At 56.2% G+C, this 23504-nt stretch carries 20 protein-coding genes and 1 pseudogene; 14 read left to right on the top strand and 7 right to left on the bottom strand.

The features are described from left to right. The first annotated feature begins 79 nt into the window (after nucleotides 1-79). From VKV18_RS10820 to VKV18_RS10790, 7 genes are all read left to right on the top strand, one after another. A complete protein-coding gene (locus VKV18_RS10820; protein WP_324199273.1) occupies nucleotides 80-346 on the top strand; it encodes a KH domain-containing protein in 267 nt (88 codons plus the stop codon). Nucleotides 347-372: 26 nt separating this feature from the next. Then, complete coding sequence (gene rimM / locus VKV18_RS10815) at nucleotides 373-921, top strand: ribosome maturation factor RimM (protein ID WP_324204218.1); 549 nt, start codon at nucleotides 373-375, stop codon at nucleotides 919-921. Between the two features lie 24 nt (nucleotides 922-945). After that, complete coding sequence (gene trmD / locus VKV18_RS10810) at nucleotides 946-1794, top strand: tRNA (guanosine(37)-N1)-methyltransferase TrmD (protein ID WP_324204217.1); 849 nt, start codon at nucleotides 946-948, stop codon at nucleotides 1792-1794. Nucleotides 1795-1924: 130 nt separating this feature from the next. Further along, nucleotides 1925-2233, top strand: a complete 309-nt coding sequence (gene rplS, locus VKV18_RS10805; protein WP_044950560.1) for a 50S ribosomal protein L19 — start codon at nucleotides 1925-1927, stop codon at nucleotides 2231-2233. A gap of 9 nt (nucleotides 2234-2242) precedes the next feature. Next, entirely contained in the window at nucleotides 2243-3061 is an 819-nt protein-coding gene (gene lepB, locus VKV18_RS10800; protein WP_324204216.1) for a signal peptidase I, read from the top strand. Nucleotides 3062-3084: 23 nt separating this feature from the next. Then, nucleotides 3085-3723, top strand: a complete 639-nt coding sequence (locus VKV18_RS10795) for a ribonuclease HII (RefSeq protein WP_324204215.1) — start codon at nucleotides 3085-3087, stop codon at nucleotides 3721-3723. Continuing rightward, nucleotides 3710-4099 (top strand): YraN family protein, encoded by a 390-nt coding sequence (locus VKV18_RS10790; protein WP_324204214.1) that lies wholly within the window; start codon nucleotides 3710-3712, stop codon nucleotides 4097-4099. The genes VKV18_RS10795 and VKV18_RS10790 overlap by 14 nt, the downstream gene beginning before the upstream one ends. A 1167-nt stretch (nucleotides 4100-5266) precedes the next feature. Here the strand turns inward: VKV18_RS10790 and cysC are convergent. The 3 genes and pseudogenes from cysC to sat all read right to left on the bottom strand — a co-directional run. Continuing rightward, nucleotides 5267-5824, bottom strand: a pseudogene (gene cysC / locus VKV18_RS10785) (adenylyl-sulfate kinase); the annotation flags it as partial. 48 nt (nucleotides 5825-5872) lie between these two features. After that, the gene (locus VKV18_RS10780) at nucleotides 5873-6658 is read right to left on the bottom strand and encodes a sulfite exporter TauE/SafE family protein (protein ID WP_324204213.1); all 786 of its coding nucleotides are present in this window, start codon (nucleotides 6656-6658) and stop codon (nucleotides 5873-5875) included. A gap of 11 nt (nucleotides 6659-6669) precedes the next feature. After that, nucleotides 6670-7842, bottom strand: coding sequence for a sulfate adenylyltransferase (sat, locus tag VKV18_RS10775; protein ID WP_324204212.1), 1173 nt, complete (start codon nucleotides 7840-7842; stop codon nucleotides 6670-6672). Between the two features lie 293 nt (nucleotides 7843-8135). On the opposite strand from sat, the gene VKV18_RS10770 reads away from it, so the two are divergent. Next, nucleotides 8136-12839 (top strand): MG2 domain-containing protein, encoded by a 4704-nt coding sequence (locus VKV18_RS10770; RefSeq protein WP_324204211.1) that lies wholly within the window; start codon nucleotides 8136-8138, stop codon nucleotides 12837-12839. Nucleotides 12840-12971: 132 nt separating this feature from the next. Continuing rightward, nucleotides 12972-15224 carry a hypothetical protein gene (locus VKV18_RS10765; RefSeq protein WP_324204210.1) on the top strand — a complete coding sequence of 751 codons (2253 nt, stop codon included), beginning with the start codon at nucleotides 12972-12974 and terminating at the stop codon, nucleotides 15222-15224. Here the strand turns inward: VKV18_RS10765 and VKV18_RS10760 are convergent. The 3 genes from VKV18_RS10760 to VKV18_RS10750 all read right to left on the bottom strand — a co-directional run bounded on the left by VKV18_RS10760 (nucleotide 15221) and on the right by VKV18_RS10750 (nucleotide 17354). Then, complete coding sequence (locus VKV18_RS10760; RefSeq protein WP_324204209.1) at nucleotides 15221-15430, bottom strand: hypothetical protein; 210 nt, start codon at nucleotides 15428-15430, stop codon at nucleotides 15221-15223. The two genes, VKV18_RS10765 and VKV18_RS10760, sit on opposite strands and share 4 nt — an antisense overlap. Nucleotides 15431-15529: 99 nt before the next feature. Continuing rightward, the gene (locus VKV18_RS10755) at nucleotides 15530-15748 is read right to left on the bottom strand and encodes a hypothetical protein (protein WP_324204208.1); all 219 of its coding nucleotides are present in this window, start codon (nucleotides 15746-15748) and stop codon (nucleotides 15530-15532) included. A gap of 139 nt (nucleotides 15749-15887) precedes the next feature. Then, nucleotides 15888-17354 (bottom strand): glutamate synthase subunit beta, encoded by a 1467-nt coding sequence (locus tag VKV18_RS10750; protein WP_324204207.1) that lies wholly within the window; start codon nucleotides 17352-17354, stop codon nucleotides 15888-15890. Between the two features lie 209 nt (nucleotides 17355-17563). Here VKV18_RS10750 and VKV18_RS10745 point away from each other — a divergent pair, with 209 nt between their 5' ends. Together VKV18_RS10745 and VKV18_RS10740 are read left to right on the top strand one after the other, a co-directional pair. Further along, nucleotides 17564-18601 carry a Gfo/Idh/MocA family oxidoreductase gene (locus VKV18_RS10745; RefSeq protein ID WP_324204206.1) on the top strand — a complete coding sequence of 346 codons (1038 nt, stop codon included), beginning with the start codon at nucleotides 17564-17566 and terminating at the stop codon, nucleotides 18599-18601. An 88-nt stretch (nucleotides 18602-18689) separates the two neighbouring features. Then, complete coding sequence (locus VKV18_RS10740; protein WP_324204205.1) at nucleotides 18690-19976, top strand: hypothetical protein; 1287 nt, start codon at nucleotides 18690-18692, stop codon at nucleotides 19974-19976. Nucleotides 19977-20478: 502 nt separating this feature from the next. Here the strand turns inward: VKV18_RS10740 and VKV18_RS10735 are convergent. Further along, the gene (locus tag VKV18_RS10735; protein ID WP_324204204.1) at nucleotides 20479-20928 is read right to left on the bottom strand and encodes a cell division protein SepF; all 450 of its coding nucleotides are present in this window, start codon (nucleotides 20926-20928) and stop codon (nucleotides 20479-20481) included. A gap of 358 nt (nucleotides 20929-21286) precedes the next feature. On the opposite strand from VKV18_RS10735, the gene panD reads away from it, so the two are divergent. From panD to VKV18_RS10720, 3 genes are read left to right on the top strand one after another with little or no spacing between them, the layout of a single operon-like run. After that, nucleotides 21287-21634, top strand: a complete 348-nt coding sequence (panD, locus tag VKV18_RS10730; RefSeq protein WP_324204203.1) for an aspartate 1-decarboxylase — start codon at nucleotides 21287-21289, stop codon at nucleotides 21632-21634. Continuing rightward, on the top strand, nucleotides 21603-22421 hold the full coding sequence (locus VKV18_RS10725) for a metallophosphoesterase family protein (protein ID WP_324204219.1): 819 nt from the start codon (nucleotides 21603-21605) through the stop codon (nucleotides 22419-22421). Before panD ends, VKV18_RS10725 begins: the two co-directional genes overlap by 32 nt. After that, nucleotides 22418-23503 carry a quinone-dependent dihydroorotate dehydrogenase gene (locus VKV18_RS10720; protein WP_324204202.1) on the top strand — a complete coding sequence of 362 codons (1086 nt, stop codon included), beginning with the start codon at nucleotides 22418-22420 and terminating at the stop codon, nucleotides 23501-23503. The genes VKV18_RS10725 and VKV18_RS10720 overlap by 4 nt, the downstream gene beginning before the upstream one ends. Nucleotide 23504 lies beyond the last annotated feature (1 nt).

Raw genomic sequence — 23504 nt, 5'->3', positions numbered from 1 at the left:
CGAGCCCTCTTAAAGAAAACTGGGGTGCTGGAGAGGTTCCAGCAACAAAAAGCACAAAGCAAGAAGAAGGTGGAAGCAGGTGTCTAGTATTGCTGCCGAGTCGAAATCCATATCGGGTTTGCTCGAATATCTCATCAAGTCATTGGTGGATGATCCGGAGAGCGTTACCATTACGGAAGTGGAGCGACCGGATATCACCATCTACGAGGTGCGCGTGGCTCCCGGAGACCTTGGGCGTATCATAGGAAAACAAGGGCGCGTGGTGAATGCCCTGCGCACCGTGGCGCGAGCGGCCGCGAGAGGCGAACGCCGCGTGCAGGTGGAAGTTATCTCTGATGCTTCTTAATCGGGCCAAAACATCGCTATCGAGCTATGTCGCTTGAGGAGTGGACCCTCGTTATCGGGGAGGTCGTGGCGCCGTTCGGCATTCGTGGAGAGGTGAAAGTGCGCCTTGAAACCGATTTTCCCGAAAGGTTCTACTCTCTCAAACAGGTCTGTGTGCGTTTGCCGTCCGGTGCCATGCGGCTTATGGAGATCGAGGATGTGCGTCTCCATGGGCTGCATAAAGGGCAGATTCTGCTGCGTTTTCGGAATGTGGCCACCGTCGAAATGGCAGAAGCGCTGCGGGGCGCCGTGCTGCGTATTCGCCCCGAAGAGGCTGTGCCGCTGCCGCCAAATGAGTTCTACATTCATGAGCTTATCGGCTTTGAAGTGGTGACCCAAGAGGGCGCCTTCATCGGGCGCTTGAAGGAGGTGCTTCGCTACCCGGCACACGACATCTACGTGGTGAGCCGTGGCGGAAAGAACGAGGTGCTTCTGCCGGCCGTCCGTGAGATCGTGCGCGCCATAGACCCGCAAGCGAAGCGAATCGAGGTGCAACTGCTGCCTGGCCTGCTCTCGCCCGACGAACAGGAAGTGTAGGCGGGCAACATCGCCCGCAAAAAAATGCGTATAGACATTGTCACCCTCTTTCCTGAAATGGTGGAGGCCGTGCTCAATACGAGCATCCTCCGACGGGCCAGAGAGAAGGGGCTTGTGACGTTTCGCGTGGTGAATCTGCGCGATTATGCTACCGATAAGCACCGTACCACCGACGATGTACCTTACGGGGGCGGCGGGGGGATGGTGATGAAGATCGAGCCAATCGCTCGTGCTCTAGACGCGCTGACGGCAGAGGCCTGTGGGGCACAAAAACCGAGAGTCATCCTCACCGATCCGCGGGGGCGCCAGTTTACGCAGGAGCTGGCCAGAGAGTGGGCCAAAGAGAGCCATCTTGTTCTGCTCTGCGGGCACTACGAAGGAGTGGATGACCGTGTGCGCCAGCACCTCGTTACCGATGTGGTCTCCATCGGCGACTATGTGCTGACGGGGGGCGAGCTGCCCGCTTTGGTGATCGCGGATGCCATTACACGCCTGCAAGAGGGGGTGCTTGGTGACCAAGAGGCGCCGGAAAAGGATAGTTTTGCTGAGCCGATTCTGGAATATCCGCACTATACGCGCCCTGTGGAGTTTCGCGGCTGGCGCGTGCCCGACATTTTGTTGTGCGGCCATCATGCCCAGATCGCTCGATGGCGGCGACAGCAAAGCCTTCGGCTGACGCGCGATCTGCGACCAGACCTGTTTAACCGCCTTACACTGAGTGCGGACGACCTGAAGCTTTTAGATGAGGAAATTACGGTTCCTCCAAAATCACGAAAACATCTGCCGGTGACCTCCGAAAGCTTGGAGGAGACGGCGTCGCAACAAGAGAGAGGAAAAGATACCGATGGCACTAGGACCAGAGATCATTCGTGAGATAGAGAAAGAAGAGATCGAGCGGGCGCGCCAAATATGGGCCGAAACGGAAAACCGACGGCGCGAGCAGGATGCGAAAGAGAAGAAGCGTGCCGAGTTCGAACGCGTCTCCGTAGAAGACCGCGCTCCCATCCCCGGCTTTCGCCCAGGCGATACCGTGCGCGTGCACGCAAAAGTGGTGGAGGGCGATAGAGAGCGAATTCAGGTGTTCGAGGGCGTGGTTATTGCCATGAATAACGGAGGTGTGCGCAAGAGCTTCACCGTTCGTAAAATCTCCCATGGGGTGGGCGTGGAACGCACCTTCCTGCTCTACTCCCCACGCATTGAAAAGATCGAGGTGGTGCGCTATGGAAAGGTGCGTCGCGCAAAGCTGTACTACCTGAGGACAAAGATCGGTAAACAGGCTCGAATTAAAGAAGACCGTGACGCGAAGCGTTAGAGATAGGCGATGACTCCCACTCCGCACGAAACGGGCGCCTTAGAGTTCTTCGCCTATCTCTCTACGGCGCAGGTCGCTTTTGCCGCCCTCATTCTCACGATTGTACGTGTCTTTGCACTACAGCGCTATAAGGCCGCCATTGAGGCGCATAGGGCGGTGGAGGATGCCGGCTCGTTCTGGGCCTTCATCGCCGAGATATGCGAATCCTTCCTTGTGGCCGGCGTGCTCGTTTTCTTTATCATTCGCCCCTTCTTCATTCAGGCGTTCTACATCCCCACCGAGTCGATGGAGAACACCCTCATGGGGCACGATACCTACGACCCAACTACCGGCCAAACCTACGCCCATGCCGTGCACGACCGTATTTTCGTGAACAAGCTCATCTATCGCTTTACCAACCCGAAACGTGGCGATGTGATCGTGTTTCGTGCTCCTAAAGCCGCCGATTCGGATGACATCGCGCTCGGTAAGCCTCTCAAAGAGAATATCCTCATTAAACGGGTCATCGGTATTCCGGGCGACACCATTCAGATCAAACAGGTGGGCTCTTACGATTACGTTTTCCGCAACGGGGTTCAATTGAACGAATATCACAACCTGAAACTGCCCTACAGCATCAAAGACCCCATGGACCCATCGCTCAATCCCAATTTCAAATATGGCTATGAAACCCCCGTGCATTTGGGGCCAGGACAGTATTGGGTAATGGGGGACAATCGTAACTATAGCTTCGATAGCCGCTATTGGGGCGTGGTGACGCGCAACCGTATTATCGGTAAAGCTTTCTTCATCTTCTGGCCTCTGAACCGCATCGGCTTCATCCATTGAAGTGAAGTTAAGGAGCATCGGCGATGGATTGGTGGGCGGAAGAGCGAGCCGCCGCCAAAGAGGGCTATACTTGCATTGTTGGGATTGATGAGGCCGGCCGTGGATGTCTCGCCGGTCCGGTGGTTGCCGCCTGTGTGCTGCTTCCCTTTGAATGGCTTCCTGAAGGCCTAAACGATTCCAAACAGTTAACTCCGTCCGAGCGGGAGAAACTCTATGAGGCGATCACACGCGGTGCGCGAGGATGGGGTGTGGGCGTGGTCGAAGCCGAACGCATTGATGCCATCAATATTTTAAAGGCAACGCACGAGGCTATGCGCTCTGCCCTAGCCGCTTTACCCAAAGGCCTCTTTCCCGACCTAGCGCTCATTGACGGGCTGCCGGTTCAGCCCTTCCCCATTGCGCAAAAGGCTTTGGTGAGAGGCGATGCCCGTTCGGCCTCCATTGCGGCGGCCTCGATTGTGGCTAAGGTAACGCGCGATCGTCTGATGTGCTCTCTAGATGCCCTTTTCCCCGGTTACGGGTTTGCTCAACACAAAGGCTATGCTACACGCGAGCACATAAGGGCATTGCAGACTCTTGGGCCTTGTGCGCTGCACAGACGCAGTTTTCGCCCCGTTGTGGAGGCCCTGCAAGGGCGGGAGTTGATCTATGAGCGTGCCTAGACGCGCTTTGGGAGCAGGATGGGAGCAGGTGGTGCGCCTCTATTTGGAGCAGCAGGGTTGGCAAATCCTGGATGTCAACTATCGAAGCCCGTTCGGCGAGCTGGATATCGTTGCTTTAGAACCAACCAAAGACGGACCGGTTGTGGTTTTTGTGGAGGTTCGCGCCCGCCGGAGCCGGCGATATGGCACGCCCGCCGAAAGCGTTAGCGGAACAAAACAGGCTCGTCTGCTGGCAACTGCTTACCAGTGGTTGGCCGAACATGCAATGGGGGAGGCAGAGCCTGCCTGCCGTTTTGATGTGGCAGCCGTTTCGATAGGTTCCAACGGTAACGCCAAGATTACGCTCTTCCGTGGTGCTTTCGATGCCTCGCCGTAGGTAGAAATCGGCTTGAGGACAGTTCAATCGCCGGTTCTAAAGCCAGTTCGTACAGCAAGCCTATCTTGCTCACCCCCTCCCTCTGCAGGGAGAGGGGGTGGAGTGCGGCTAGGACTTGAAGAGCCGGCGATATGACTGTCATTTCGGGCCGAAGACGAGATAAACAACTGTCATTTCGAGCCGAAGGCGAGAAATCTTAAGTTTCAATCCCCACCAGTTCTGTGAGGATAGGGGTAGGGCTGTAGAGACTACCGGCTTCACGGTTCTAGAGCCAATTCCTAAAGCAAGCTTATCCTGTTCACCCCCTATCCCGTCCTTGCGTCCTCGCGGACAGCAACGCAGCGGTCTTAGCAGACGGCACAGCAGCGGCCTGAGAGATGGGCGATTAAGGGAGTGAATCAGGCCGCTGAAGGAGAAGACGTCGGCCTTGAGTGGCTCACCGCTAGGTGCCCCTCTCCTGTGGGGAAGGAGTGGGGCTGTAGAGATGAACAACTGTCATTTCGGGCCGAAGACGAGATGAACAACTGTCATTTCGAGCCGAAGGCGAGAAATCTTAAGTTTCAATCCCCACCAGTTCTGTGAGGATAGGGGTAGGGCTGTAGAGACTGCCAATCTTACGGTTCTAGAGCAAGTTAGCAGAATGAGCTTATCTTGTTCGCCCCCTATCCCATCCTTTCCCCCTGTTAGGGAGAAAGGGGGCGGTTGTGTTGAGTTTTTCAAGGAGGAGGTTATCAGAGGAAACCGCCTGTAGGGGTAACCCTTGAGGAGTGGGCCTTGAAGATCTGGCGATATCACTGTCATTTCGAGCCGAAGGCGAGAAATCTGGGATTTTAATCCCCACCCGCTCTGAGGAGATAGGGGTAAGGCTGTAGAGACTGCCGATCTCACGGTTCTAGAGCCAATTCTTGGAGCAAGCCGACTTTGTTCGCCCCCTATCCCATCCTTTCGTCCTCGCGGACAGCAACGCAGCGGCCAGAGAGATTGGCTTTGAAAGAAACGGTTCTGGCCGCTGAGGCGTTTATTGGGTCTGACTTGTTGAAGAAAGGAGGCGGTTGTGTTGAGTTTCCGAAGGGAAGGTTCTCACAGAAAACCGCCAATGAGCTTTCTGGCTCCCCTCCTCCTACAGGAGGAGGGGTGGGACTGGAGGTGCATGCCCCTCGCTAACCCTCACTCACAAATTAAACCTCGCTCCGTTAAATACGCTAACAACCGCTGAGCCGACTGCTCTACACTCTCCACCGCCGTGTGAACCACCACCTCCGGATGCTCCGGTGGCTCATAAGGGTCCGATACCCCCGTGAAGTTGGCTATCTCCCCGGCCAACGCCTTCTTGTACAAACCCTTCACATCCCGCTCTATCAACACCTCTAACGGAGCCTCCACATACACCTCCACAAAGGCAGCCCGGCCCTCCTCCTCCGTTAAACGACGTATCTCCTCCCGTATCTCCCGATACGGAGAGATCGCCGCCGTTATCGCTATCACCCCGTTGCGTGCCAATACCCGAGCTACCCAACCTATCCGACGGATGTTGGTGTCCCTATCCTCTTTGCTAAAACCTAAACCCTTCGATAGATGCGTACGTACCTCGTCCCCATCTAACAACTCCACCTTGTAGCCCCGAATGCGAAACTCCGCCAACAAGGCGTTGGCCAGGGTGGACTTGCCCGCACCCGATAGCCCCGTAAACCACAAGATAAACCCTTGATGTGTTCCCATGTTCTGTCCTTTCTTCTCCTTCTTTGCTTGTTGTTTCTACTTTCACCGGAAACCTTAGGCCACTACGGCCTTCAGGCCACTTAATAACAGCACAACCGCCAGCACCAGACGCATCGGGCGCTCCGCCGTCTTCACACACAGATAGCTCCCTAGCAACTCCCCAGGAATAGACCCTAGCAGAAGACTGCCCAGCATCGCATAGTCTATCCCCTTCAATACCACGTTGCTTAAAGCCGCCACCCCGGTCAGCAGCACCGCATGGGCCGTCTCCGTCCCGATGGTAGTGGTGGCACCTAGCCCAAACACCAACAACAGCACCGGCCCGAACAGCGCTCCGCCCCCTACCGAGGTCACGCCCACCATCATCCCAAACACAAAACCCACCGGTATGGCTATCCACGCCGTCCGACGCGGCTTACCCAACGCTAAGGGCAAACGCCACTCCGCAAAACGTGGATGGGCCTTCAGGGCGATCAATCCTGAGGAAAGTAAAAGCGTTGCTCCCAACAGATGCAGCGTGAGATGGCGTACCGCTTCGGCACTTACCAATCGATAATGATGCAAAGCCCACAAACCCCATATCCCCACTAAGGCGCCAGGAACGCTGCCCACCGCCAACCGCTTCACCAAATGCAGGTTCACCTGGCCCTTACGCCAGAACACGCCCACTCCGGCAAGACGGGAAAGCGTGGCATACGCCAAATCCGTCCCTATCGCTATCTTCGGCTCTACACCTAACAAAAATATCAACATCGGAGTCGTTATCGAACCGGCCCCCGTCCCCGTTAAACCCACAATGAAACCGATTAACAGGCCTACCACCGTATAACGAAAGTCCATCTCGCCCCCCCTTAAGAACTCTCCCGCATCGCTTCGATCAACACTTGGGCCACCTCCGGACGCGTAAACTCCACCGGAGGTAGCTGACCCGCACGCAACATCTCCCGCACCTTCGTCCCCGATAGCGTCACATGCGCCTCCGAGGGATGTGGACAGGTCTTGGAGGAGGCCATGCTCCCACACCGCTTGCACCAAAACGAGTGCTCGAACTTTAGCGGCACGATCCCTATCTCTGCAGGAGAGAAGGCATCGAAAATCTCTTGAGCCTCATAGGTGCCGTAGTAGTTGCCCACCCCGGCATGGTCGCGTCCCACAATAAAATGGGTACAGCCATAGTTTTTGCGCAGCAGAGCATGAAACACCGCCTCCCGCGGCCCCGCATAGCGCATCGAGGCCGGGTTCACCGCCAACAGGGTGCGTTCCTGAGGATAGTAGTTCTCCAGCAGAACCCGGTAGCAGCGCATCCGCACCGCCGCCGGAATGTCGTCGCCTTTGGTCTCTCCTACCAAGGGGTGCAGCAGCAAACCGTCCACCATCTCCAAGGCCACCTTCTGCAGGTACTCGTGGGCCCGATGCACGGGGTTTCGGGTCTGAAAGCCCACCACGCTGCGCCAGCCCTTTTGGGCGAAGTAGGCGCGGGTTTGGGTGGGGGTGAGGTAGTATTCGGGGAAGTCGGCGTGGGGGGGCAGGGTGAGCACCTCCACCTCGCCGCCGACATACAGTTCGGGTTGGGCATAGAGGATGGCCACTCCGGGGTGGGCTTCGTCGGTGGTTTTATAGATGGCTTGGGCTTCTTGGCGTTTATCGTAAGAGTAGATGTCTTGGACGTGGAGGATGGCGAGGGGTTGTCCTTCTTGAGTGGTGAGGGTGGCTTTTTGGGAGGCGTCGAGGGCTTTGGCCTGTTGTTGGGAGATGGGGAGGGTGAGGGGGATAGTCCAGGGGAGGCCGTTGGCGAGGCGCATGGAGTGGAGCACGGCCTGATAGTCGTTTTGATTAAGGAAGCCGGTAAGGGGGCTGGCAGCGCCGATGGCGATGATTTCGAGGTCGGAGATTTGTCGTGGGTTGAGGGGGAGGGTAGGCAAGGTTTTTGCGAGCGCGAGAGTGGTTTCGTAGCGCTCTTGGGGCACGAAACGATTGACGAGCACCCCTCCGTGAGGGGCTATGAGGCCGGTGGATGCGGACATCGGAGCTATCGGTTCCTTTCTTGTCTGTTCCTAAGGTCGTCAGATTTGCGGAAGATAGGATACCCGATCTGGAAATGAAAAATCAATACTTTTTTGATTTTTTTAGTCAAGTATAGAACGGTCTGGAAAAGGCATTTTCCGTTTTTGTGTAGAAGGAGGTATTTCTGAGAGAAGGCTTTGGGCACCTTTTCCGTTGTGGATCGTTTACGGCACGGGAGTAACCTTTTGCTAGAAGGATTCGTCTAAAAGGCGTCAATCGAATCCGCTGTGAAATGGCGGAAGGGAGGTTACCGATGAGCAAAGTGGCACCCTGGACAACGGGGATGGTGTGCGCGTTCAGCGGCGCTCTTGTCCTTTTTGGGGCTTTAGGGCAGGAGAAGTCGCCAGCCTCACCAGAGGAAAATATGATAAAAATATCCCCTATCGAAGTCATTGCACGTGGTCAGGACACATGGATTTGTGGCTCTCGCGCCGGTTTGCGGCTCATCGTGAAGAATCATGATACCGGCCGGCCGTTGCCCTCTCAGGTTCGTATCGTTTTGTCGCCAAAAAACAGACCTCAGGAGACAAAGGTTCTGTTTGAAGGAGCCACCGATCGCTACGGAACGCTCGATAACAGCTTTTCGACAGCAGCTTTCTCGCCGGGAACCTATCGGCTGACTGTGAAGGTGAAGACGCCGATCGGGGAGGATGGGTTCCAAACGGAAATACGATTGGCGAAGGAGACCAAAATCTATCTCACCACCGACAAACCGCTCTATCAGCCTGGGCAGGTCATCCACATGCGCGCGCTGGCGCTTGACGCCGGCACGTTACGGCCGCTCGCTAAAGCGCCCGTCACCTTTACGGTAACGGATGGACGCGGGAACCGAGTTTTTAAGGAGGAGAAGACGCTTTCGGACTTTGGCACGGTCGGCGCCGATTTTCAGCTGGCCGACGAGGTCAATACAGGCAGCTATCGCATTACTGCCGAAGCGCTCGATACCTCCGTGACGCGCACGGTGGAGGTGAAACCCTACGTTCTGCCCAAATTCCAGATCACTTTGAAGCCCGATCAAGGCTACTACCGGCCGGGTCAGTTGGTAACCTGTCGTTTACGTGCGCTCTACTTCTTTGGCAAGCCGGTGGCCGACGCCGAGGTGAAGGTAACGGTAAGCACCCTGGATGTAGAGAACCATGAGCTGGCGACCTTTGAGGGGCACACCGATGCCGTAGGGAGTTACACGTTTCGCTATCGGCTGCCGGAGACACTTGTGGGACAGCCCATGGCACAAGGGAACGCCTTGGTCAACTTCGATGTAAAGGTGAAAGATACGGCCGAGCAGGAACAGGAGGAGGCGGTGAGTGTGCCCGTTTCGAGCCAGCCTCTGCATATAACGATAGTGCCCGAATCGGAAACGCTGCTGCCGAACGTGCCCAATCGGGTCTATGTGGCCGTCTCTACTCCGGATGGGCAGCCGGTGCCGAATGCGCAAGTCCATTTCCAGATTGTGGCCGATCTCGGTACCCCCAATCGAAGCACCACCAATCTCTCATTGCAGTGCGTCACCGATGCTTTGGGGGTAGGGGAGATAGAGTTCGTTCCTAAGGATAGCCAATACCGGGTGCTCTGTACGGCTTCGGACAAGCAGGACCGAAAAGGCACTCTCTCAATGGCTTTAGGCTCTTGGCAAACTGCAGCGCTCCTGCTACGCGTAGACAAGCCGCTGGCGAAGGTAGGGGATGGGCTGCAGCTCACCTGCTTTTCACAGCAAAAAACGGGCACCGTCTACCTCGATGTGCTGCGCAACCGCCAAACGATTCTCACCGATGTCATCCCCATTCGGAACGGCAAAGGAACGCTGAACTTACCGCTTAGCCCCGATATGGAGGGCACATTGGAGTTGCGTGCCTATCAGGTTTTGCCGAACGAGCAGATACCTCAAGATGTGCGCTATGCGGTGGTGCTGCCGGCCACCGATCTGCGGATAGCCGTTGCTACCGATAAGGAGGAGTACCGCCCCGGCGCCGATGCCGTCATCCGTTTTCATGTCTCTGACCAGAAGGGGCATCCGGTGGCGGCAGCACTGGGGGTGGCCATGGTAGATGAGAGCGTTTTTGCGCTCTCCGACCTGCAGCCCGGGCTGGCCAAAATCTACTTCCTGTTAGAAAAGCAGCTTCTCACCCCTCGATACGAGATTCATGGGATCACGCCGGAGCAGCTAATACCTATCCGCAATCCGCTGCCATGGCGTGAGCGGCAGCGCGCGGCGCAACTGCTGTTTGCTGCGGCGCGGGAGGAGGCGGAGAATACCATGCCGCCCGGCCCGGCCTTTGGAGTTTTTATACGGCGTCCTCTCCCTCAAGAGGTTGGCATGGTGCCGGCACAGCAGCAACAGAACTCCCGCATCTATACTCTGAACATAGATACCTATCAGGAACGATATCAGAAATTGGTTCAGACCGTTTATCAGAAGATGGAGGAATCGCTTGCCCAGATCGAAAAGGCAGTAAAGGCCTATGAGACGCAAACCGGTAACCATGGCGTAACCGGATTGACGCCGATGCAGTTAGTGGATCGCGGACTGTTGCCGAAGGAGGCTTTGCAAGACCCTTGGGGGCGTCCCTACCAGATAAACATTCAGGGAGCGGGAGCGAACGTTCAGATACATCTGACGAGCGCCGGCTTGGATGGAAAGTTCAACAGCGGCGATGATTTCACGCTTTGGGGGCCGGGAGCGATGTGGCAGTTGCAGGCTAGGGCTGCTTTTCCGCCTGCAGTGGGCGGGTTTGGCGGAGCGCTTATGGCGCCAGAAGGAGATACCAAAGTGATTACCTATGCGAGAAGTGTAAACTCTCTTGCAAATCCGGTGGGGGCCGGCACTCCCGAACCGCGCGTTAGAAGCTACTTCCCGGAGACCCTCTATTGGAACCCCAATCTCGTCACCGATGCACAAGGCGAAGCCACCTTGCGACTGCCGATGGCCGACTCGATCACTACCTGGCGCATGAGCCTGCTCGCCAACAGTCTGCAGGGAGCCATCGGCAGCACCACAAAGAAAGTTCGCGTGTTTCAACCGTTCTTTGTAGACCTCAATCTGCCCGTGGCGCTAACGCAAGGCGATCGCATCTCCCTGCCCGTTACCATCTACAACTATCTGCCCAAAGCCCAAAAGGTGAGGCTGGTGTTGAAGTTGCAGCCCTGGTTTCGGCTTGAGGGCAGCAACGAGCGCGAGCTAACGGTGATGCCGGAAGAGGTCACCGTAGTGCATTTCCCCATCGTGGCCGAGGGGTTAGGTGAGCAGTCGCTCACCGTGATGGCTTACGGAAGTCAGCTCTCCGACGCGATTCGGCGGCAGATAAGGGTAGAGCCAAATGGACAAAAAATGGAGATCGTTCACAACGGAACGCTGCAGGGCACCGTTACCCAACAGATCGTCTTGCCGCCCGATGCCGTGCCGGGAGCGAGCAAGGTGCTTGTGAAAATCTATCCGGGCACCTTTAGCCAGGTTGTGGAGGGGCTAGACGGGTTGCTGCAAATGCCCTATGGGTGCTTCGAACAGACCTCCTCGACTACCTACCCCAATATCCTGATCCTATCCTATCTGCAAAAGACCCATCAGGTGAATCCGGCCATACAGATGCGGGCCGAGCAGTATATAAGCATCGGCTATCAGCGCTTAGTTACCTTTGAGGTGCAGGGCGGCGGATTCTCATGGTTTGGCAACCCGCCGGCGAACCAGGTGCTGACGGCCTACGGACTGCTCGAATTCTCCGACATGGCCAAAGTACGCGATATAGACCCGCAGCTCGTCAGTCGCACACAAAAATGGCTCGCAGGAAAACAGCGGGCCGATGGCAGCTGGCTGGAAGAAGGGCCTGGGATCGCCGAGGGAATCATCAATAGGCAGACCGGTGCCTTGCGTACCACCGCCTATGTGGACTGGGCGCTGGCCGAGAGCGGCTATACCGGACCGGAGGTGGCAAAAGGTATCGCCTATGTCGAACAACATCTCGATGAGACCGACGACCCCTACACCCTGGCGCTGGTTTTGAACCTGCTGGTGGCCGCACGAAGGGACGATCCGAACACAGCACGCGTGGCCCAAAAGCTTATCGCACTAGCGCATACCACCGACGACACCGCATGGTGGGAAGGGAAGACGATGACCTTTACGGGAGCCACGAATTTGGGGGCCGATCTGGAAACCTGCGGTCTGGCAGCCTATGCGTTGGCGCGCTGGGGAGGGGAACCTGCTTTTACCACCAAAGCGCTCAACTATATCGTACAACATCGCGACGCTGGTGGAACCTGGCAGACGACGCAGGCCACGGTTTGGTGTATGCGTGCCCTTCTTTATGCCAGCAGCCAGGGCACTGCAAAGGGAACCGGCACGGTTACCGTGACGGTGAACGGCCAAAAAGTCGCCACGCTTTCGGTTACCGAGGCGAACCGCGATATTATGCAGCAGGTTGAAATTCAAAAGCCCCTGCAAAAGGGGGTGAATCGGCTCGAAATTCGTTTCAAGGCCGACGCCCTTCCTCTTGCTGGAAAAGGGGCGCTGGGCTACCAGGTGGTTAGCCGCTACTATCTGCCGTGGCGCGACACCATGCCACCCGTAGTGCCGAATGCGGCGCCGCTTGCCCTGGCCGTGCACTACGACCGAACGACCCTGGCACAGAACGATACGGTGGGCGTGACGGTCACCATCCATAACAACACCGAGGGCACGGTGGAGATGCCCTTGATCGATCTAGGAGTACCGCCCGGCTTTACGGTGGAGACGGGGGGCTTAGAGGAGGCCGTTAAAGCGAAAACCATAGATAAATACACGGTGGCAGCACGGCAGATCATCGTCTATCTCCAAAAGCTCGCACCTAATCAGACGATTACGCTACACTACAAGGTGCGCGCGCTCTTCCCGGTAAAGGCGCTTACGCCGCTGAGCAAGGTCTACCCCTACTACGACCCGGAAAAAGTTACCATCGTTCCACCTCAGGCTGTGGTGGTTGAGTAGGCAGGCCTAAAATCCGGGGGATTAGGGGGGCAGCAAGATTCGATGTTGCCCCCTAATCTTTTGCGAACGGCTAAGGCGAGAGGGCTTGAGCGGTATAATGCCTCCTGTAGAACGCCTGGAGAGGAACCGCCTTTGCGACGTGAGCGATTTTATGCCTATCTATCGTTTGTTGTTGTGGCTTGCCTCCTCTGCCGGCAAAGCGCAAGGGCGCAACCAACCTCTGCACCCACGAAGCTCATTCTTGTGCTTTGTGATGGGCTTACCATAGAAGACCTGGAGAACCCGCATCACCCTGCTCTCTATCTTCTCGCTCGGTCGGGCGCAGCCGGCCTTATGAACGTGCGCACACCCCAACCCTATTCCCCCATGTCGGCGCTGCTTACATTGGCGGCAGGCCAAATGGAGGCGGCACAGCCCACCGATGGCTGGGCTTTTCAGCAACAGGAGCAAGTTCCTAGCGCGCGGGGAACGGCTGGCATGCTCTATCTGCGGTATACCGGGCTGGTTCCTACAAAGCCTATCGTTCATTTAGGCATCGCCTCGCTTTGGCGACGCGGGCTGAATACGGTGTTGGTAGGCTCCCTGCTGAATAGGGCTAGGCCACCCATCGTTGCGGCGATCTATGGAAATGCCGATGCGAGCCTTCCCAATCGAAGCGCTACCCTGCTGGTCACCGATGCGTTTGGACAGGCAGAAGGCGACCTGCTTTCTACACAGCCCGATGCAGAGGCTCCTTTGGGGCAGCGTGATAGGCGAATGGACTGGTTTTATGGCAAGATGCTGAGCAGCGCTGCATCCCTCTGTGTGATCCAGCTGGGCGACATGACGCGATTAGCCGCGTTGCAAACAAAACTTTCGCCGAAAACCTTTAAGACGTTGCGTGAGAAGGCCCTTTCAAGGCTCGATGTGCTGCTCTATATGCTGTGGAGCTTCGTTCGTGAGAACGGACATGCGGATTTAATGCTTGTTTCGCCCGTTGCCGCGCGAGGGAGAGCGTTACCAGACAGTTGGCAGCGCCTTACTCCTCTGGTGGCGATAGGGCCGGACTTTCCGGCAGGGCTGCTGACATCGCCGACGACGCGCACGCTAGGCCTCGTGGCAAATACCGACCTGGCACCCACCATTTTAAGCCTCTTTCATGTCCCTATACCGCCTACCATGACGGGCCGTCCCATCGTCTCGATGCCCTATGGGGATGGGGCACACCGAATCGCAGTGTTGGCGCGAACGGACTATGTGAGTGTGCTCAATGCGCAGACTGTGGTAGTGGGTATGGTAACTATCGGGGTACTTGGATTCATAGCCGCTGTAGGGGCGTTGACAGCACATCGCCTCAAGCATTGGAGGCTGGCACGCGCTCTTTCGGCCGTTTTTGTGTGGGGACTTAATCTCCCCGCGGCATTGCTGCTGGCACCGCTGTGGGTACCCCCCACACGATGGGAGTATATTCTTCGGATCGTAGCCTGGATGAGTGTGCTTACAGCGGGTTGCTATGCGGTGGGGCGATGGGTACGCTGGAGACCCCCGAGTGTAGCCTGTCTCATTTGCATCCTGTTAATAACTTTCGATCTGTGTACCGGTCAGCAACTCATTAAGGATTCGTTGCTGAGTGGGTATGCGTTGTCGGGCATTCGCTACTATGGCATTGGGAACGAGTATTTGGGGGTTCTGGTAGGCATGGCATTGATAGGAGGGTGTGCCTGGCTTGACGATTTGCAGACGATTCGGGCAGGCCAAGCCCGACGTTATCGCGGGGTGTTGGTAGGGCTATGGATGGGAATGGCCTTTCTCTTTGGTTGGCCCTATTGGGGGGCGAATTACGGCAGCTTGGTGGTTACCGGCGTGGCGTTTGGCTTAGGGCGGGAAGCGCTTTGGGAGCGGGCGGTAACTGTGACGAAAGCGGTGGTGTTAGGCGGGGTAGGCATGATTTTTGCCTTTCTCTTCGGCGAGCTAGATGTTGTGTTGGCACGTGGGGCTAGCTCTCATGCCGGCTATGTGTTGCAGGAGACCGCTCACGGGCGTGGTCTACGTTATTTAGGCGAGATTGTGATCCGCAAGCTGACCATGAACGTTCATCTGCTCGTCTCGCCCTATCTATACTTAGGCATAGGGGTGATCGTAGCAATTTTAGTGGTCGCTTTTGGGTTGGTACGGGTCGAGGTACGAGAGAGTCTGCTGCAGCGCCCGTACACGGCGAGAGGCCTTAACGTGTTGCCTGCCGCCGTAATCGCCGCGCTGCTTTTTAAGGATTCGGGAGTGGTAAGCGCTACGTTTCTTTTGGGAACGACCTGTGCGATTCTCTTATGGTATGCGTTACAGGATGCAGCCGAAGAGAAAAGGGGGCGTGAGAGCGCATTGCCTCTATGCGCCCCGACGCCCCCCTAAGCGGCTAAATCGAGCATGGAAGCGTTGCTATAGTCGAACTTAACGCGATTGGCTTCGGGGTTAAACTGCACCCGATTCTTGATAGGCTGAAATTCCACGCGATTCGATAAAGCCTGAAATCCAACTCGGCTCTGCACAGGTTGGTACTGTAGGCGATCCTGCACAGGGCTGAACTGCAGTCTGTCTTGCGTGCCGATCTGGTTCATATGAGGTTCCTCCTTTCCCTGCGAAAGGCCCCCTCGGCGGCAAGACGATTGTATGTTCGGTCGTTTCCTGCTTCGCGTGCCTCCTACTTTTACCGGATTTTAGGCCTCTTGGTCTAGAATCGGCAGCGAGTCGTTTGTAAGCAGGCCGGCGATACGAACATGCTCCGATGAACCACGCACGACGACGCGATCTTTTACAGGAATGAAGCGCACTTGATCGGTCACCGGCGCATAATGGATGCGATTAGGGATAGGTGCATACCTTATTTGCCCTTCGGGAGTGCCGGCAGCACCGCTCCCTTGCGTGTCGAGCGGCATATCACCTCCTCCTTTCTACGCCAACGCCTCATCAGCCGATCGGCTGGTGAGGCGATTTGACACGCCACTAGGTTATCGGATGGCGGTCTTTAGGCGCTAACTGAGAGAAGCGCGAGTTTTTTGCCGCTCAATGGAGCTTTCAAACGCAGATGGGCGTTGCGCGGGTAAGCGGCAGATCGGAGTGCCCCATAAGGTAGAGGTCTACCCCACGCGCCGCTTCACGGCCTTCGGCAATAGCCCAGACGATGAGCGACTGCCCACGCCGCATATCTCCACAGGCGAATACCCCTGGGACGCTGGTGGCGTAGTTGCTATCTGTCTTCACGTTGCCGCGCTGATCAAGCTCCACGCCCAATTGAGCTAATATGCCCCCATGTTCGGGGTGCACAAAGCCGAGTGCCAGCAGCACGAGGTCTACGTCGAGTTCAAATTCGGAGCCGGGTATCTCTTCCATGCGGCGGCGTCCCTCGGCATCCGGCTGGCTCCATTGTACGCGCACGGCGTGAAGTTTTTTAACTTTTCCGTTTTCACCGGAAAACGCTTTGGTGCTGACGCACCACTCGCGGATACCACCCTCTTCGTGGGCTGCGGAGGTGCGAAGAATCATGGGATAGCGCGGCCAAGGCATGGTCTCGTCGCGGCTTGAAGGGGGTTTGGGCATGATCTCAAACTGATAGACCTCGATGGCGCCTTGGCGATGTACGGTGCCAAGACAGTCGGCGCCGGTGTCGCCACCACCCAAGATGGCCACCCGCTTGCCGGCCGCGGTGATTTGAGGTTTATCTTCGGGCCAGATGCCGGCAACGCGACGGTTTTGCTGAGGGAGAAACTCCATGGCAAAGTAGATGCCCTCTAGCTCGCGTCCGGGCACTTTAAGGTCGCGCGGCACGGTGCAGCCACCGGCCAGCACAATGGCATCGAAGTCGCGCCGCAACTCCTCACCGGAGATATCCACCCCTACGTTGACGTTGGGGCGGAAGATCACGCCCTCTTCCTCCATCTGTTTAAGCCGTCGGTCTAGCACCCATTTTTCCAGCTTAAAATCGGGGATGCCATAGCGCAAAAGGCCTCCGATGCGGTCGGCTCGCTCGAAGACGGTAACGGTATGGCCGGCCCGGTTGAGCTGTTGGGCACAGGCGAGACCGGCCGGGCCGGAGCCGACGATAGCCACTTTGCGCCCGGTGCGTTTGGCCGGCGGCTCGGGCTTAATCCAGCCCTCATCCCAGCCCATGAGGGCGAGGCTCTCCTCGATGCGACGAATGGCTACCGGCTCTTGGTTGATGCCGAGCACGCAGGCGGCCTCACAGGGAGCCGGGCAAAGTTTTCCGGTGAACTCGGGGAAGTTATTGGTCGCATGAAGTTCGGCTAAGGCCTCGCGCCAGCGGCCACGATAGGTGAGATCGTTCCAATCTGGGATGATGTTGCCCAGAGGGCATCCCTGATGGCAAAAGGGAATGCCGCAGTCCATACAGCGTGCTGCTTGGCGTTGTAGCTTCTCGCGAGGAAACTCCAAATAGAACTCGCACCAATCTTTCTTTCTCTCCTCCACAGGGCGACGCGGAGGTAACTCACGCTGATACTTTAAAAAACCTTTTGGGTCTGCCATGGCCTTTCGTCTCTATATGAAAGTTTCCGCGCTTTTGGGCGGTTATCGGGGCACACCCAAATTTGCCACCAATCTCGTTCAAAGCACGGATTATTATTATACACTATGGAATCGCAAGATAAAAGATAGGGCTTTATTTTGTCAAACCTTGCTGTGGGAACGGGTACCATGTAAATACGATTCTTTGCATTTGAAAAGGATGAGGCGCTATGGATAAGGTAAGATGGGCTATTTTGGGCACGGGAGGCATTGCGCGCAAGCTGGCCAATGCCATACGCCACTCGCGCCACGGAGAGCTGGTGGCCGTTGCAAGTCGAACACAGGCCTCCGCCGACGCTTTTGGGGAGGAGTTTGGCATTCCACGGCGTTATGAGGGCTATGCTCGTGCTTTGGATGATGCCGATGTGGAGGCCGTCTATATCTCGCTGCCAAACCATCTGCACGCGGAATGGACGGTGCGTTGTGCAAATGCCAAGAAACACGTGCTGTGTGAAAAGCCCTTTACCGTGAACACGGCTGAGGCCGAGCACGCGCTCGATGCGGTTCGGCGGGCGAGGGTTTTATTTATGGAGGCCTTTCAATATCGCTGCCACCCCACGATGCAACGCATCTGTGAGCTGATCCGTGAGAAGGCCATCGGGGAATTGAAGCTCATCCATGCGAGCTTTCAGTACAATCTCGGCCCGAAATACGATAACATTCGGCTTTCTAATCCGGCAGCCGGTGGAGGCATTATGGATGTGGGATGCTATACGATATCCTTTGCCCGCCTTGTGGCCGGCGTTGCGGTGGGCCGAACCTGCACAGAGCCGATCGAGCTGAAAGGCTGTGCACATATCGGGACGGTGAGCCGGGTAGATGAACAGGCCACCGCGGCGTTGAAGTTTCCGGAAGGGATCGTGGCCTATCTCGCCTGCGGCACGCAGGTGCATTTTGATGCCACCGTGCGTCTTTTTGGGTCGGATGGTAGCCTTGAGGTGGCCAACTTATGGGTACCGCCTACCGAGGGAAACACTATCCGCCTACAGCGTGGGGGAAAGACCGAGGAGATTAGGGTCGAGACGAACAGCGACCCCTACACCATTGAGGCCGATCTCTTCGCGCAGTGTCTAAGGGAAGGGCGGTTGGAAGCGCCGACACCCGCCATGACTCATGCGGACACGTTGGGCAATATGCAGGCGCTTGACCGGTGGCGTGCCGAGGTCGGCCTCGTCTTCGATGTCGAGCGCACCCCATTAGACGATTGAACTTTTTGGCCTCCATTGCGTCTATACCGACAATCGAGCGTTGCAAAGGGTATAGGCGTCGTGAACGCCTAGAGGAGGAGCTATGTTGGTGAAACAACGTATTATCTGCCCCATATGCGCTGTTTTGGGAGCCTTCGTCTTACTGAACGGGCTTCCGATAAAAACGAGCGCGTTGCCCCAAAATACCGATGGCCAAGTTCTGCAAGGCATGCAAAACCTCTATCTTACCGGGCCGGTTATGCGGTTCTATTCGAGCGCCGACCCCGATTCCATTCCACCTATTCCCGATAGCGCCTTGCAGTTGGCCAACTTCTCGAAAGGGGCTAACCGGCATATCTATTTGAACATGGCACGAGTACGGCAGGTTATTGCGAATGATGAGGCGTTGGCCGTGTTCTTAAACGATGCAAGTATAGGCCCCGGGCTACAACAGGCCCTGCAGCAGGCCATTCTTTACGCCGGTTTAGAGGCCAACCCAAATGCCGGCTTCAACACTTACAACGAACTCAATGCGGTGTTTGGTGGAAAACGAAGGGCGCGTATTGTTGCCAATCCCAATCGGCTTTTAAAGCGTGGTAGAAAGGTACAGTCTGCCCCTGATGTAACGCCTAATGCGCCGAATACGGTTGCTCCGGTGCCTAACAACACCCAGCCGACCGCAGGGAATAACAATACCCAGCCGAACAAGGGGGTAAACCGTAAAAACTTCATTGCGGATGAGTTGCAAAAAGCGCAGGCCGCAGCCATTGATGATTTTACGGTGCTGGTTGGGCTGTCGCCGGACGGGCGCCAAGCGGCTCTCTATGTGCTGGGCAGCTTACCACAACAACCAAACCCCGATGTGCCCGTAAGCTTCACCGTGGAGGGCCGAACCTATCGGGAAGGGGATGCGGACCCGGCAGGGAACGACCAACCCTCCAACTATACCCTGGTGGATAAACTAAACCTGCCGGCAGCTTCCCAAGAGGCTCGCTATTTCTGTTATGTCTATCCATTGGTGACTCCCGATCCGACTACCCAGATGGATTTTACCGTTCGATACTGGTCGGCACCCTTCCTTTCTGTTGTCCACGACGTTGCGTTAACCCATTCTGGGGTGAGCGCCAGTCCAAACACCGTTTACGGTTGGACGGCCGTGCCGCTCACACGTCTGATTCGCTATAACCCGAACCAGGCTCTCCTTGATTATGTGCTCGACCGCGCCGCACTGGGAGGGGATGTGCAACAGGCCGAACAGGAGCTGCTTTACGGTAGGGCACGAAAACGGCTGTTGCAAAGAAGGGCGGCCCAACGTAGGCAACTGTTGCGCCGTCGGCCAAACCAGACCCTTCAAGGCAACCCCGTGGTGCCCCAAGGTAATTCTGGCCAAAATTAGCTCAATCATTAGCTCAAACTGGAGAATGAGAGAAGATGGGATTTTAGCGGTTTTTAATTTGTGGAACGTGTGGTTAAATCGGTCATAATTTTTTTTAAGGGGGGAAGTGCCTCGGCGGCCGTGTCACCTCGAAGCGAATCTGGGAGGTCTTTTCGTTTCATTTCCACTGGGGCGAGGGTATCGGCCTTGAAGGGCGGGGGGTGGGGGCTTGAAGAGCCGGCGATACGACTGTCCTTTCAAGCCGCAGACGAGATAAACGACTGTCATTTCGAGCCGAAGGCGAGAAATCTTAAGTTTCCAATCCTACCAGTTCCGCGGGAAATGGGTGGGTTTGCAGAGACTGCCAATCTCGCGGTTCTAGAGCAAGGTAGCAAAGTGAGCTTATCTTGGAGAGGTTGCCAAACAAATCTCGGTGTGAGGGCAGACAAAACCAATCATCCCCCTTCAAAATGAAGGGGTCTCTTTTTTGCCAACAGTGCCGGCTTAGGTTATCGTATCGGCTTTAGGGCGTTGTGGAACGTGTGGTGTTGCCCGAGTTGGTTGTGCCTTCGTCTACCTCTACTTCAACGTTGGCGGGCACAAAGAGATAGACGCGATCGCCAATACGCTCCACCGTGCCATCGAGCGCATAGCAGACGCCACTGAGAAAATCTATAATGCGCTCGCCCATCTGAGGGGAGGCTTTTTCTAGGTTGACGATCTGCTGCTCGCCCATTTTAAGCCCATCGGCCGTTACGCGCGCGTCCTCGAAAACCTGGGCGTTACGCCGCACGGCCACACGGCTTGTGCGAGCTGTGTGGAGGCGCAGGGGTTGCTGAGGTCTGCGGGCGACCTCGGCTTCACCGACGTGCTCTTCGGCCTCGTCCTCCTGATCATCAGGGCCTAAAAACATGTCTTTAATGCGGTGAAGCAGGCTTCGGTGCTCTTGTTCTTCGTATGAGGGTGAATTCACGGTCTACCTCCTTTGGAAGGTGTTGATCGAATGTAGCGATGAAACTCTCTCCGATAGTATAGAAGTTAATTCGGTTGCATTTAAGACGAATAAGGGAAAAGATGCCGATTCAGCCGTTGCCACTGTTAGAAAGTATATCGCTTTACTCTTAGTTTAGCAGAAAAAAAGCGAGGATGCAAGAGGTTCAATGAATTTTTTAGAAAATTTCGTCACTTTTTTGCGATATTCGCCCCCCTTTCTATGGTGTTGAAAGGATAAAACCGTTTTCGATGGCTTGTGTGACATAGGCTTGAGAGTTAGGGGTATAATGCCGAGTTGGAAAAACACGAAGTGAGGAGCCGCTTTTCGCAGGAGACTTATGCGACTGTTGACGTTTTTAAAGAGCAAGATACACCATGCTCGGGTAACCGATGCCAATGTGAACTATGAAGGGAGTATCACGATAGATCGTGAGCTGATGGAGCGTGTGGGACTGCTGCCCGGTGAGTTGGTGCATGTATGGGATGTCGAGAACGGCGAACGTTTTGAGACCTACGTGATGGAAGGTGAGGCAGGCAAAGGGGAGATTGTGGTGAACGGAGCGGCTGCTCATAGGGTGCGTGTTGGTGACCGCGTGATTATTGTGGCCTTCTGTTTGAGTGAAGAACCGATAAAAGCGAGGGCTATCCTTGTTGATGCGCAGAACCGTTACCTCCACGATCTCTAAAGCGATGGAGGAAGGCCGACCTCTGATCATTGCCATAGGGGATATTCACGGCCAAATAGCGCAACTCCGGGTTCTCTTAGAGAGGTTACGCACACGCCCCTTGCGAGAGATAGACCGGCTGGTTTTTCTCGGAGATTATGTGGATCGGGGAGAAAATTCCCGTGCGGTTGTGGAGCTGCTGATCGCTTTGCAAAAAGAGCGGCCAAACACCGTTTTTTTACGTGGTAACCACGAGCAGCTCATGCTTGATGCACTCGACGGCCCCCCCACACAACCGGCGGCAAAAGAGGGGTTTGTACTCCATAGCGAGCAGACCTATCTTTGGCTGGAGAACGGTGGGGTCGAAACCCTCCTCTCGTATCAACCTGCCGACATGCTACATTGGCAAGAGGCCATTCCACCAGAACATATCGCCTTTTTGCGAGCGACCCGGATGGAGTATATTTGTGGTAACTACCATTTTGTTCATGCCGGGGTCGTGCCCCCCGGTATGAAATGGGAGGATGAGGCGTATGGTTTGGACCCTCGTCTCTGGATTCGGGAGCCGTTTCTCTCCTATAAACCTTTGATAGGGGGGCGGCTGATCGTCTTTGGTCACACGCCCCAGCCGGATGGCCGGCCGTTGATCCAACGCAACAAAATAGGCCTCGACACAGGGGCCGTCTACGGAGGCCCTTTGACGGCGGCGGTAATTGACCCTGATGCACCTATTCTTGGGCATAAGGCGGCAACTATTGAGATCGTCCAGGTGGAATATATGCGTGAGGAGGAGGACGACCCAGCATGATCTACCGGCGTGTTCTGCGTCCGCTGCTTTTCGCTCAAGATGCCGAGCGTGCCCATGAGCGCACCATTGCCCTCTTGGCTCAAATGGGAAATCTTGTGAGGTGTAGCCGTCCTTTCACGCATCCCGCCCTACGTCAAGAGATCGCCGGCATCATTTTCCCAAACCCGGTTGGGCTTGCTGCCGGTTGCGATAAAAATGCCCTGGCCGTTCCCATTTGGCCGCGCTTGGGGTTCGGGTTTGTAGAGGTGGGCACGGTGACCGCACAGCCCCAACCGGGCAATCCAAAACCGCGCCTGTTTCGCCTTCCCGAACACAAAGCCATTCTCAACCGGCTTGGGTTTAACAGCGATGGCGCGGACATGGTGGCCTATCGCCTTTCGATGGTTCAGCGCGGAAAAGGGCTTCCCTTCCCTCTCGGGGTGAATATTGGAAAGACGCGACATGTTCAGGGTGAGGCTGCCACGCTCGACGACTACCGGGCCAGTTTTCGACGGCTCGCCCCTTACGCCAGCTACATCGCGATTAACGTCTCCTCGCCAAATACGCCGGGGCTGCGTCAATGGCAAGAGAAAAACCGGTTGCGAAATCTATTGACCTTGTTGAAAGAGGAGAGCGAATGCCAAATGCCGGCCCGCGGGCAGCGGGCAGTGCCGCTGTTTGTGAAGGTCTCCCCAGATATGGCACCAGAAGATATTTGCGATGTGGCCGAGGTTGTGATGGAACAACGGATCGCAGGAATCATTGCGACGAACACAACCGTGGCAAGAGAGGGGGCTTTCGGGGGCTTACATGAGGAGGGTGGGTTGAGCGGGCCTCCGTTGCGTGAGCGTGCCGTTGCAACATTAAAACGGCTCTATCGGGCAACGGGTGGGCAGATACCGATTATTGGGGTTGGAGGTATAGATAGTGCAGAGGAGGCCTACGCACGCATAAAGGCCGGGGCCTCGCTCATTCAAATCTACACGGCTTTGATCTATGAAGGGCCTTTTTTGCCGCTTCGGATCAATCAGGGCTTGTTGCGGCTGTTGGAACGGGACGGATTCAAGCACATCGGGGAGGCCGTCGGTATCTCATCGTGCTGAG

This window comes from Chthonomonas sp., from assembly GCF_035294505.1.
In the GTDB taxonomy this organism is placed as follows: Bacteria; Armatimonadota; Chthonomonadetes; order Chthonomonadales; family Chthonomonadaceae; genus Chthonomonas.
This window is presented reverse-complemented; position numbering and strand designations above follow the sequence as displayed.